Origin of the sequence: Exiguobacterium qingdaonense (assembly GCF_018617855.1) — a bacterium.
GTDB lineage: Bacteria > Bacillota > Bacilli > Exiguobacteriales > Exiguobacteriaceae > Exiguobacterium > Exiguobacterium qingdaonense.
The window spans coordinates 33,888-46,797 of record NZ_JACSKY010000009.1 but is presented as its reverse complement, the minus strand read 5'-3'; the positions used below and the strand labels follow the sequence as shown (position 1 = coordinate 46,797).

The window sequence follows — 12,910 nt, the reverse complement described above, 5'->3', positions numbered from 1 at the left end:
TAATGACTTACATGTCATTCATACCAGGATTCCATTCCTACCGCAAATCGGCTTCTTGTTATTTCCTAAGAAAAAACCAGCCGTTTTCTGGCTGGTTTTGAAAATTAAGTGTTAGATTTTGAAGAATGGTTCGGTTTGAGTCGTGGAAAGTAAAATCGCACCGCTGTTCCGTCTCCTGTATTTCGAAGGGACACCTCACCTGTGTGAAGTGTCACAATTCGTTGGACGATGAACAACCCAAGTCCAAACTTTCCTTGTTTTCCACGCGAGAACTGATGGAACAAATCTAAACTTTCGTCGACCGCCGGCCCGTCATTGAAGATGATGATCTCTACTCCGGATTCATCCCGGCGCATGTCGATTTGGATTCGTGTCTCTGCATAGCGCAATGCGTTATCGAGCACGTTCTCAAACGCGACACGGATTTGCTCCCCGTCCCCAAGCATCTCGCCGCCCTCGCCATTCAGTTCCCATTCGATCTGACCTCTAAGCTTAAAGCGCGCTACGAGAAGTTCCATTAGTTTGTCGAGGTTGATCGGTTCGAATGTGGTTTCCTGTCCCTTGAAATATTCGAGCTTTGTGACATACAACAAGTCGACGACTTTCTTTTCGAGCCGGGATGCCTCTTCGTCGATGACTTCCGCAGAACCTCTCAAATCCCCTGTCGGATAAATGCCGTCCCCGATTGACTGGGCGTATCCTCGAATGACCATGATTGGCGTTTTCAAATCGTGCGATATGTTTTGAAGTAGCGCTTGTTGTGCCAAATCTTGCTCTTTCAGTTCTTTCCGCATCGCGTCGATCGAGTGGGCCAACTGGCCGAGCTCATCTTGACGGTCTAACGGAAGAGCCGTTTCCCACTGACGATTCGAGATCTTTTCGACCGCGCGTTCCATCTCGACAATCGGTTTCGTCAATTGGCGGGACATCAACAGTGCCGGAATGAGCGATAGAAAACTGATAAGACCGATGAGGATCGAGATTCGCCAATATAATGTCGACACCAACTCCCGTCGATATGCATCCCAAGCGTAGGAAGCTTGATACACGATCGTTCCGTCGTATTCGTTTTGTCGAATGATGTAATAGACGTCCTCCCCATCGATCGTCGTCTGATACTGTTTGACTTGTTCATTTTGGTCGAGCGCTTCCTGATACATACGATTCGTCAGTTCTAGCGGCGCCGACCCGTAAATGATTCGACCGTTCGGCAGAAAAATCAATTGATTGACCGAACGGGACTCCTGTTGACGTCGATCGTATTCAATCGGGTTTTGTGGGTAATTTTCCAACTCGTTCGTATTGCCCAAATAATAATCTACGTCTTGCAACATCTCGTATACTTGTTCATCGATGAACTGGGTGATGGACGAGCGAATCGTAACTAAAATCATGAGAGCGAGCGTCACGATGATGAGCAGGATGAGCACCCAAATTTTCCACATGAGACGTTTTGGCTTGAGTGAGTTCATCATGGTCTGACGAGACGATAGCCGATTCCGTAAAGCGTTTCGAGCTCAAGGCGGTGTAATTTTTTCCGTACACGGCGAACCAAGTCATCGACGACACGATCTGAACCGAAGTAGTCCGTCCCCCACACCCCTTCTAAAATCTGTTCCCTTGACAGTGCCGAACCCGGATATTCTAAAAACAATAGAAGCAAGTCAAACTCTTTGGAAGTCAAATCGATTTCCTCATCCCCATGCTTGATGAGACGCTTGTCCGGATATATCGTATACTCCCCGTATTCAATATGTTCGTTCGATTTCGATCCATAGACACGGTCGATCAACTTCTTGACACGAATGACGAGCTCTCTCGGAAGGAACGGTTTGGCGATGTAGTCATCCGATCCCATCTCGAGTCCAATAATTTTGTCGATATCCTCGTCTCTCGCGGAGATGAAGATGGTCGGCGTGTTCGCATTGACGGCTTTGATTTGTTTTAATAACTGGAACCCGTCCAAGTCCGGCAGCATGATATCGAGCACCCATAAATCCGGTTGGTCCGAAATCGCTTCTTGCGCAGCCGTACCGTCTGCGAACGAGCGCACGTTGTACCCTTCCTGTTCTAGGTACGTGACGAGCATTTTATTTAAGTTCACTTCATCGTCGACTAAGTAGATTGTATACATTCAAGTCACCTCAACACGTTTTTTCTCATCATATCAAACAATTGTCGTGAAATGATGGGATGGGCGTCAACTCAAAGAAAAAAGAAGGGCTTGAAATCGCTCCTTCTTTAACGGGCTGAATTTGTTCGTACTTGTTGTGTCAAAAACGCCGCTCCCCCACCAATCAGCGCCAGTACTCCACTAATCATAATCAACTCCATGATGCCGCCTCCCATTGATACCGATTCTCATTATCATATTAAATATAGCATATATCCTCTACGTTGAATATCAAAAAAAAGTCCCGATTAACTCAGGACTTTACCATGATTAAGCTTTTACGTCGTATCCTTGCTCTTCGACCGCTTCCACCATCGCTTCACGTGAGACGGAATCTTGGTGAATGACATCGACCCGATGCTCTTGAAGAGATACCGTCGCTGATTCGACACCGTTCAACTCATTCAATGCTCCCTCCACTGCCGCTTTGCAGTGATTACATGTCATACCTTCTACAGTTAACGTTGTTTCTTTCATGATGATCCTCCTTGTGTTTTTAATCGTAACGCGTTCAAGACGACAGACACCGAACTGAACGCCATCGCCGCACCGGCAATCCATGGAGCAAGTAACCCCGCTGCAGCGACCGGTATGCCAAGACTATTATAGGCGAGCGCCCAAAACAGGTTTTGACGAATGTTCTTCATCGTCAGTCGGCTCATGTTCAGCGCCCGGTTCACTCCTTCAACGTCTTGCCCTACAATCGTAACATCCGCCGCCTCGAGTGCGATATCCGTACCGCTCCCGAATGCAATCCCGACGTCTGCCACCGCGAGCGCCGGGGCATCATTCATGCCGTCCCCTACCATGGCGACGCGACCGAATTGTTTCAATCGTTCGATTTCGTCCGCCTTCTCGACCGGAAGCACTTCGGCGATGACATGACGGTGTGGGATACCGAGTTCGTCGGCAATCGCATAAGCGACTTCTTTCCGATCGCCCGTCAAGACGTACACGTCACGCGTTTGACTCAACGCTTGTACGACATCTCGACTTTTTGGCTTCAGTTGATCTTGCAACCCGAATGCCGCGACGATTCCATTCTCATTTGCGACATAGACCGGGGTCATCGCTCGCATCGACCAATCCGGCAACACGAATCCGAGTTCTTCCATCATTCGGACAGACCCGATGGTGAGCTGTTCCCCATCGACGACCGCTTTGACACCTCGACCGGCCAACTCTTCTACTTTTGTCACGACACCATCGCCTGTCTCTCGACCGATGGCCGCCGCCAACGGATGCGTCGATTGTCGCTCCGCCATGACGGCGCGCCTTAGCGCCGCTTCGTCTCCAAACGTTTCCACTACTTCCGGTGTTCCGTTCGTCAACGTACCGGTCTTATCGAACACGACGATGTTCGCTTCATTAAGCGATTCCAGTTGACCGCCACCTTTGAACAACACACCTTGTTCGGCCGACCGTCCCGTCCCGACCATGATCGAGGTCGGGGTCGCCAAGCCGAGGGCACATGGACAGGCGATGACAAGAACGGCGATTGACGCACGGATGGCCGTATCGATGTCATTGAAAAGGAATGCCCAGACGGCGAACGTGACGACACTAATCGCTACGACGATAGGCACGAAGACGCCCGAAATGCGGTCGGCCTGCCGTTGAATCGGCGCCTTATTCGTCTGTGCCTGCTCGACGACACGCACGATTTGAGCGAGCATCGTCTCTTTCCCGACCCGTTCCGCCCGTATGAGGATACGATGAGACTGGTTGATTGTACCGCCGACGACCTCAGCGTCGACCGTCTTCTCGGCAGGAATCGATTCACCGGTCAACATCGATTCATCAATGACCGTCTCTCCCTCGATGATCCGTCCATCGACCGGGATCTTCTCTCCGGGACGTACGACGAGAATATCTTCTGCTTTGACGAGTTCGACGGCGGCAGACCGTTCTTCACCATCGACAAACAGAATGGCCTCTTTCGCCTGTAGCGATAAGAGTGATTTCAACGCATCGGTCGTCTTCTCCTTCGCCCGCCCTTCTAACCACTTCCCGAGTAAGACGAGCGTGATGAGCACTGCACTCGTCTCAAAATAGAGATGGGGATTGATCGGGTGTACAATCATTTCAAAAATCGAGTAGAAGTATGCGGCTGACGTTCCCGTCGCGACGAGCACATCCATGTTCGCCGAACCGCTCTTCAAGCTCTTATATGCCCCTTGATAAAACTGCGCCCCAATCCAAAACTGGACGGGTGTCGCAAGGGCGAACTGCCACCATGGATTCATCAACCATGGCGCATTGAAACCGAGTCCTGGTATATGTGTCAGCATGACGAGAAGTAGTGGGGCCGACAACAGCGCGGAGATGATGACTTTCCGCTGTAATGGACGCAAATCATGCGGCGGTGCCATGTCGACTTTCGGCTCGGCTCCGTATCCGATTTTCTCAATCCGAGCGATCAGCTCTTCTTCTGTAATTCCTTCATTGACACGAATCGTTGCCGTCTCGAGCGGAAGGTTGACCGTCGCTTCGACACCATCCATCCGATTCAACACTTTTTCAATTCGCGCTGAACACGCCGCACAAGTCATACCTTGTATGGATAACTCAACGGTTTTCATGAAATCCCTCCTTATTTTTTGATGCGGCTGACGATCGTCATCAGTTCATCAATGTAAGGTTCCATGTTTTCCGTCTCGCTTGCGTGAACCAAACACTTGCGCATGTGACGCTCTAACAGTTGCATCTCGACTTGCTTCAGAGCGGCCTGAATGGCTGACGTCTGTGTCAGAATATCGACACAATAGCGGTCGCTCTCGACCATCTTCTGAATCCCCCGGACCTGTCCTTCGATTCGTTTCAGACGTTTCCCGAGTGCCTCCCGTTCGGCATCATCACGCGGAACGAGTGGTTGGTCATGCAAAAATTCATCCATGTTGATCACCTCACCATCAATATACCCCTACCCCGTAATGGTGTCAAATATAAAGATTAAAAAAGGGCGAACTAGGTCGCCCTTCTCTACTCAACTATTTTGAAACGCTTCGCTCTTCAAGACCGTCCGTAAAATCTTACCGGTCGTGTTTCGTGGAAGCTCCTCGATGATTTCAATCTGTGCCGGTTGTTTATATTTTGCTAATTTCGTTTCGGTATAGGCTCGGATGTCCTCTTTCGTCACCCCTTCGTGTTTCGTGACGACGAATGCCTTCACCGCCTCCCCTTGCTCCGCATCCGGCACACCAATGACGGCTGCTTCCACGATGTCCGGATGTTGATACAACACCTCTTCTACCTCACGAGGGTATACATTGTATCCTCCGACGATGACCATATCCTTCTTCCGGTCGACGATATAGAAGTATCCGTCCTCGTCTCGTCGCGCCAAGTCCCCCGTATAAAGCCAGCCGTCGCGGAGCGTCATCATCGTCTCTTCTGGTAGTTTGTAATATCCTTTCATGACGTTCGGTCCCCGTACGATCAGTTCACCGACTTCACCGACGCCGACTTCTTCCCCAAGCTCGTCGACGACCTTATTTTCGACGTGAACGATGGAAGGGCCGATCGATCCGGCCTTACGCTCGCCGTGGAGCGGATTGAAACAAGTGACCGGTGACGCCTCGGACAGACCATACCCTTCTAGTATCTTGCACTCGAACATCTGCTCAAACGACTCGAGCAATTGAACCGGCAAGCTCGCTCCACCTGAAACGAAGACGCGGACATGTTTCAGTGAAGATGTATAAGCCGGAACTTTCATCGCGGTCTGTAACAAGAAATTGTACATCGTCGGCACCCCGGCAAACAACGTCACCCGATGTTTCGGCACTAAATCGAACACCTCTTGCGGTGAGAACTTCGGTAAGATCACAATCGTCGCCCCGCGAAGGAGCGGTGCATTAACGATGACCGTCAAACAAAAGACGTGGAACATCGGCAATGCCGCCAACGCTTTGTCCTCTGGTGTGATGTCCAAATATTCCCCGATCGAATGGGCGTTCGAGAACAAGTTCCGATGCGTGAGCAGAGCCCCTTTCGGTTTTCCCGTCGTCCCACTCGTATAAAGGATGACCGCGACTTCTTCTTCATCCACTTCGATGAACGTGCCTTCAGATGGAGCGAACGCCTCCGCAAACGGAATGAACTCGATCGCGCCTTCCCGCTTCAATGCCGGGATATCGGCATATGGCACCGAGACGACAAGCTTCAGCTGAGGCAGCTTCGCGAGCATCGTTTCTGCTTTTGCGACGAGAGGCGATAACCCGACGATCCCCTTCACATCCCCATCGAGCAAAATATAGGCCATCTCATCAGGCGTGTATGTAGGGTTGATCGGAATGACGACCCCTCCCCGTGACAACACGGCGAAGTACGAAATTAGGAACGCAGGGCTGTTTCCGAGAACGAGCGCGACGTGGTCGCCTTGTCCAATACCCTTTTGTTCAAGCGTCGACGCCATCGCCTTGACCTGCCCATAAAACTGTCCGTAACTCACCGTGTCTTCCCCAAACACATACGCCGCTTTCTGCGGGTGAGCGGCCACTACTTCTTGTAGCGACTTGACTAAGTTTGCCATGGTAATCCCCCTTTAAATGAATGATGATTCACTTTTGAGCCATAAAAAAGAGCACGTTGTCCGCGCCCTTTTCAATTACTTCTATTGTACATGAAATGATTCAATAAGAAAACGCTTCCAAAAAGTTCGACTTTAAGTGAAACAATCCGGTACGGCTTTGAACATGCACGAGCGCTTGGAGTGCCTCGTCGTCCATGAGTAAATCATCAATCAGTTTATGGTACGCCTGTTTTTTCGGTTCATTCGTCGCGGTGATCAACAAGACGGCTTCCGCCTGTATTGTTTCCCCGGTGATCGTTTTGACCTCACACGGGTTGAGCAGATGAAGGAGCGAGATGCCGTCCTTTTTTGAAATGGAGAGGGGCACATCGATGACGGCAACCGGTACGGCCACATCGCTCACTCCAGAAGGAATAATCGTCTCTTGATCGAGGACAATCTGTGTAAAAGAAGAATCGACCATCCCTTTACGTTCTAACTCTAAACCTACCGCATTGACAGCACGTTCAAAAGTCACTTGTTCCGTCACCCACATACGACTCGAATCCATCCATTCACTCAGCATTCGATACATGCATACTCCTCCTCATTTAATGACAACAACCACGAAAGCGCTTGCACAAATTATGATACGCCTTCTTTCGTATCGGTTCAATCTGTTCGGTAAACGTTCACGAAACTGCCAAAAAGGACGACCTCCGTAGAGATCGCCCTGACCATCTTAACTAATCAAATCAACCAATTCCTCGAGCTCGACGTTACCGAAGTAATGCTTTAAATCGAGTTGCATCAATTGCTCACGGATGGCGGCACGTTCGAAGCGAGTTCCGACGAGCGCTTGCTCGACATCCTGGATGTTTCCGACACCGAAGAAATCACCGTAAATCTTCGCCTCTGTCACCGTCCCTTTGTTGACGTTCATGCGAACATCAATCGTTCCGATTGGGAAGCGACGTTTCGACTCGACGTCGAACTTCGGTGATTTCCCGAAGTTCCAGTCCCAGTTTGCGTAGCGCTCCTTCGAGATATCATGAACGATTTCCCAATCCTCGTCACGAAGCACATAGCGCTCCGGCTGCTCCCCATCATAAATTGAATGCAGGAGCGCCTCGACGAAATGGTCCATCTCCATCTCACGCTCTAAAAATTCCGTGATGTTCGCCACGCGACTGCGAACCGATTTGATTCCTTTTGAACGCATTTTCTCTTCCGAGACGTTGAGCGAGTTGACGACTTCTTCAATGTTTGAGTTGAACATGAGCGTCCCGTGGCTGAACATGCGCCCGCGCGTCGTGAACTGGGCGTTCCCGCTGATCTTACGTTCACCGACCTGAATATCGTTGCGACCCGTCAGTTCTGCCTCTACGCCAAGTTTACGTAATGCATCCACGATTGGTTGCGTAAACTTCTTATAGTTATTGAACGAGTTGCCATCATCTTTTGTAATGAAGCTGAAGTTCAAGTTTCCTTCATCATGATAGACGGCTCCCCCACCAGAGAGACGTCGAACGACATCAATCCCGTTCTCTTCGATGTATTTCAAATTGACTTCTTCTGACGTGTTTTGGTTTTTCCCAATAATAATCGAGGGTCCATTGATGTAGAACAGGAAATAATCTTCATGGTCTACGTTCAAGTGTTTCAAGATATACTCTTCAACCGCCAAGTTGATTTTCGGGTCGCGGATATCCGGATTAAAAATAAATTTCACAGTCTATTTCCTCCTAGTCGGATGTCATTACTCGTATTATACGAAACGAGTCGATGCCTCGACAAATCTTTTACTTCCACTCACCGTTCATGACTCGTTTCAAGGCGTTCGCCACACCGTATTCATCATGACGTTCAGTGACATGGTCGCTGAGCGCGATCAAGTCTTCATGACTGTTCCCCATCGCAATCGCTTTACCGGCCACTTTGAACATCGGTACGTCGTTCAAGTTGTCACCGATGACGACGACTTCCGATAAATCGATACCATAGTGCTCGGCGAGTTTCGCCACACCGTTCCCTTTATCCGCACCATGAGCCATCACTTCGATGTTGTCGTTCCCTGAGGACGTGACATACACACCCTCGACAGTTTCATCGATTTCTTTCCATAGAGCAGTCATCTTCTCAAGATGACTCGAAAACGCAATGAACTTATAGACGCGTCCCGCTTCGTGACGAACAAAGTCCTCGATGTCTTCGACGAGCTTCACATCTTCATTGACGTAGTAACGATTTTTGAAAAACTCATACATTTCGAGCGAGCGGTCGTCCCCGTTCGCTTTTAAGTTCTTCATCGACGCTTCAATCAAATCACCTCGGCTTGCGACGAGTCCGCCTTCCGTGTACATCTCGTAAAAGACGTCCGCATACTTGTGATCATGATGAAGGACATGAATGATTTGAAGTGCCTCTTCTGTCGTCAAATCAATTTCATGAAGAATTTCGCCCGAAGCGTCGAGCACACGCCCACCATTCGATGACACGATTGGACAAGAGAGCCCAACCTCATCTAAAATTTGTTTCGCATTCACATAGTTGCGTCCCGTCGCAATCGCAAAACGAATCCCAGCCGCCTCTGCCTCGTGAACGATTTCTGCCGTTTCTTTCGCAATCGTCGTGTGATTGTGCAAAATCGTACCGTCCATGTCAGACACAAAAAGTTTATATGTCGCCATCTCTCATCACTCCTTTTTCTCTTTCGCTTCTTACTATATCAAAAAGAGAGGGTTCCGGAACAATCCGAGCCCTCCCTTCATAAAATCTCAAAATGTACGACTCACTGCCTTTACTTGTTCCCGTACACTTTTCACACAGTCTGGCATCCCGATTCCGTCATAGGCGATTCCGGCAAGAATGACGCCTGGGTATATCCGGCTCATTTCGGCACGGAGTGCTTTGACGCGGTCCGCATGAAAAACGGCATATGGTGGCAGGCCATCGCGGAGTCGGCTGACGACCGTCTGGATCGGAGCACGATGGATACGCATGAGACCACGAAGATCGTGTAACGCCGTCTCGATGATTTCCTCATCGGACGCTTCGACGATTTCATCCGCTCCCGGACGACCTAAAAAGACACGAAGGACATGATACCCTTTCGGCACGGCATGGGGCCACTTCTGGTCGATAAACGTACACGCCGTAATCGTCACGTCCGCTTCCTGACTCGCGACGAATCCTGTTCCGACGAATGGAAGATCGATATCCCCCTCTTTAAATACAAGCGAACAAGTCGCCGTCGCATGCGGCTTCATGTCTGCCAAAAATTCACTATCGACTTTCGGGAGAAACTGACGGATGAGACGTGGTGGGACCGTCAATAGGAGATGGTCTGTATCGATATCTCCACGATTCGTAAACAATCGATACCCATCCTCGCGCTCGGACATTTGTTCGACTGAACAGTTCAATACAATCTCCGTCCGTTCTAATCGCTCAGCCAGACGGTCTGTAAGTGATTTAAGTCCCCGTTTCAACGAGGCGAACTGACCGACCTTCTTCGCGCCGACTTCCGCGACTCGTTGTTCAGGACGTAAATGGCGCATCCCTTCGTATAGGTTCCCGTATTTCTTCTCCCCTTCGATGAACTGTGGGAACGTCGACATCGCACTCATCTGATCGATGTCACCGGCATAAATCCCTGAAAGCAACGGTTCGATTAACCGATCGACAATCGGGTCTCCGACACGTTCACGAAGGTAAAGACCGAGTGAAACGTCCGAATCTGGAGCCTCTACATTAGGGGGTGTCAGCAACATGCGTTTCAAGTCCTCGTGTTCTTCTTCCGAGAGCAACGTCGTCTCACGAAATGCATTGACGTCGAGGGGAATCCCCATCACCGTCTGCTTCGGAATCGGGTGGAGCCCATCATGATGAAGGACGTAAGCTTGCCCGACGCCATTTCGGACGAGCTCATCGCCTAAGCCAACATCTTCAATTAGTTCCGTCATCGCCGTCTTTCGAAAGACATACGAATCTGGACCTCTTTCCACGGCAAACTCTCCCGTCTCGTACGTATCAATTTTCCCACCGAGGCGGTCGGTCGCCTCGAGCAACGTGATCGTCACGTCTTCCGGCAAATAACGCTCCGCATAAAAAGCGGCGGTGAGACCTGTGATCCCACCACCGATAATCGTGAATTTACGCATGATGCACAATCACGCTTTCCATTCGATCCGCGATGGCTTCGATGAAGCTTCGCTCTGCGTTTGGCATAGCCGGACGTGCGTAGTGAACACCTAGACGGTCACAGACGACTTTACACTCGACGTCATTGTCGAACAATACTTCAAGATGATCTGCAACAAAGCCGACAGGCGTATAGACGAACGCCTCATAGCCATATTTTTCATGAAGTTCAGCCGTCAAATCCTGTACGTCAGGTCCAATCCATGGATCCGGCGTGTTCCCTTCTGACTGCCAACCGATCTCATAGTGCGGGACGCCTGTTTCAATGGCAATTTTATCAGCCGTCTCTTTCAATTGATCCGGGTATGGGTCGCCGCCAGCCAAAATCTTCTCAGGGAGACTATGCGCCGATACGATGAGACATGTCTTTTCAGCCGGTACAGGCAATGACGCATACGTATCGTTAATCGCATTCGCCCACCATTTGATAAACTTCGGCTCATCATACCATGACTCTACCGAACGAATGTCAATCCCAAACTTCGCCGCCTCTTCGTGGGCGCGCCCGTTGTATGACTTGACGCTATATGACGAGTAATGAGGTGCCAAGACGACCGATACCGCTTCTTTGATGCCGTCGTTTGCCATTTGCGCGACCGCGTCTTCTACGAACGGTTCGATATGCTTCAATCCGATATACAGTTTGAACTCGATCTCACCCACATGACGCTCGTTCAAGATGTCACGAAGCGTCTCCGCTTGATCGATCGTGATCTTCGCGAGTGGAGATACTCCCCCAATCGCTTCGTAACGTTCCGTCAAATCTTGAAGTGCTTCTGGTGACGGTTTGCGTCCGTAGCGAATGTGCGTGTAATACCGCTCGATATCTTCTGGTTTGTACGGTGTGCCGTACGCCATGACAAGTAGTCCGACTGTTTTCATGATTCGTTGCCTCCCATTTTTTCGCCTGAGTAGTCGTGAATGAATGCCGTCAATTTGACGAGTACGGCCGGGTCGACTTCAGGGAACACCCCATGTCCCAAATTGAAGACGTATCCTGGCTGTTTCATTCCTTCATCTAAAATTTCCTTAACCTTCTCTTCGATGACCGGCCATGGAGCTAACAAAAACGACGGGTCTAAGTTTCCTTGTACCGCCTTTGTGATGCCACGGTCCCGTGCTTCTTGGACCGATAGACGCCAGTCAAGCCCGACCACATCAAGTGGAAGGTCGTGCCATTCCTCGATTTGGTGGCTCGCTCCGACACCGTGCATGATGAGCGGAATGTCGAGTGAACGCAGTTCTTTAAAAATACGCTCCGTCGTCGGTTTGATGTAACGTGCATAATCTTTACGACTGAGCGTCCCGACCCAAGAATCAAACAATTGGAACGCTTGAATGCCGGCATCCGCTTGCGCCTTCGCATACGTGATGACCATGTCGCCTAGCTTTTCCATCAACGCATTCCATACGTCCGGTTCTGCATACATGAGTGCTTTCGTACGATGGTAGTTCCGCGACGGTCCCCCTTCGATCATGTAGCTCGCCAATGTGAACGGCGCGCCTGAAAAGCCGATGAGCGGAACTTCTAATCGTTCCCGTAGTAGACGGATCGTGTCGAAGACGTACGAGATGTCTTCCGGGTTTAACGGTTTCAAGCGCTCCACATCTTCCATCGTTCGATACGGATTGTCAATGACCGGTCCGATCCCGCTCTTGATTTCAACGTCAACCCCCATCGACGGAAGTGGTGTCATGATGTCTTTATAAAGAATGGCCGCGTCGACCCCGAGTTGTTTCACCGGAAGTTCTGTGACATATGCACAAAGTTCAGGATCATGCGTGATCTCGAATAGTGACCTCGTCTTTTTAATCTCTCGATATTCCGGTTGGTAGCGTCCGGCTTGGCGCATATACCATACAGGTACATAATCCGTCGCCTCTCCTTTAAACGCTTTTAAAATAGTATCGTTCATACGTCGCGTCATTCCCCTCTATATTTCTCCTACACTCTTTATTCTCGTGTTTGTGAACTCAAAAAACATTATACAGAAATTAATTAGAATTATGCTAATGTGAAG

The 12,910-nt window shown here is 49.9% G+C and carries 12 protein-coding genes; all 12 read right to left on the bottom strand.

The features are described from left to right. Positions 1-104 precede the first annotated feature (104 nt). The 12 genes from KNP00_RS10590 to hemE all read right to left on the bottom strand — a co-directional run bounded on the left by KNP00_RS10590 (position 105) and on the right by hemE (position 12,817). A complete protein-coding gene (locus tag KNP00_RS10590; protein WP_240542838.1) occupies positions 105-1,472 on the bottom strand; it encodes a sensor histidine kinase in 1,368 nt (455 codons plus the stop codon). After that, positions 1,472-2,134, bottom strand: coding sequence for a response regulator transcription factor (locus tag KNP00_RS10585; RefSeq protein ID WP_215144974.1), 663 nt, complete (start codon positions 2,132-2,134; stop codon positions 1,472-1,474). Before KNP00_RS10585 ends, KNP00_RS10590 begins: the two co-directional genes overlap by 1 nt. 309 nt (positions 2,135-2,443) lie before the next feature. After that, a complete protein-coding gene (gene copZ / locus KNP00_RS10580; RefSeq protein WP_215144972.1) occupies positions 2,444-2,650 on the bottom strand; it encodes a copper chaperone CopZ in 207 nt (68 codons plus the stop codon). Continuing rightward, positions 2,647-4,755, bottom strand: coding sequence for a heavy metal translocating P-type ATPase (locus KNP00_RS10575; protein ID WP_215144970.1), 2,109 nt, complete (start codon positions 4,753-4,755; stop codon positions 2,647-2,649). Before KNP00_RS10575 ends, copZ begins: the two co-directional genes overlap by 4 nt. A gap of 11 nt (positions 4,756-4,766) precedes the next feature. Next, positions 4,767-5,069, bottom strand: a complete 303-nt coding sequence (locus KNP00_RS10570) for a metal-sensitive transcriptional regulator (protein ID WP_026826659.1) — start codon at positions 5,067-5,069, stop codon at positions 4,767-4,769. Between the two features lie 90 nt (positions 5,070-5,159). Further along, positions 5,160-6,707, bottom strand: coding sequence for a long-chain-fatty-acid--CoA ligase (locus tag KNP00_RS10565; RefSeq protein ID WP_215144968.1), 1,548 nt, complete (start codon positions 6,705-6,707; stop codon positions 5,160-5,162). Between the two features lie 100 nt (positions 6,708-6,807). Further along, positions 6,808-7,281 carry a PTS sugar transporter subunit IIA gene (locus KNP00_RS10560; protein WP_215144966.1) on the bottom strand — a complete coding sequence of 158 codons (474 nt, stop codon included), beginning with the start codon at positions 7,279-7,281 and terminating at the stop codon, positions 6,808-6,810. A gap of 147 nt (positions 7,282-7,428) precedes the next feature. Beyond that, positions 7,429-8,418: a lipoate--protein ligase gene (locus KNP00_RS10555; protein ID WP_215144964.1), complete on the bottom strand. Its 990-nt coding sequence runs from the start codon at positions 8,416-8,418 to the stop codon at positions 7,429-7,431. A 70-nt stretch (positions 8,419-8,488) separates the two neighbouring features. Further along, the gene (locus KNP00_RS10550) at positions 8,489-9,376 is read right to left on the bottom strand and encodes a Cof-type HAD-IIB family hydrolase (protein ID WP_215144962.1); all 888 of its coding nucleotides are present in this window, start codon (positions 9,374-9,376) and stop codon (positions 8,489-8,491) included. Positions 9,377-9,463: 87 nt separating this feature from the next. Next, on the bottom strand, positions 9,464-10,849 hold the full coding sequence (gene hemG / locus KNP00_RS10545; RefSeq protein WP_215144960.1) for a protoporphyrinogen oxidase: 1,386 nt from the start codon (positions 10,847-10,849) through the stop codon (positions 9,464-9,466). Further along, the gene (gene hemH, locus KNP00_RS10540; protein WP_215144958.1) at positions 10,842-11,771 is read right to left on the bottom strand and encodes a ferrochelatase; all 930 of its coding nucleotides are present in this window, start codon (positions 11,769-11,771) and stop codon (positions 10,842-10,844) included. The genes hemG and hemH overlap by 8 nt, the downstream gene beginning before the upstream one ends. Next, positions 11,768-12,817: a uroporphyrinogen decarboxylase gene (hemE, locus tag KNP00_RS10535; protein ID WP_215144956.1), complete on the bottom strand. Its 1,050-nt coding sequence runs from the start codon at positions 12,815-12,817 to the stop codon at positions 11,768-11,770. The genes hemH and hemE overlap by 4 nt, the downstream gene beginning before the upstream one ends. Between the last annotated feature and the right edge of the window lie 93 nt (positions 12,818-12,910).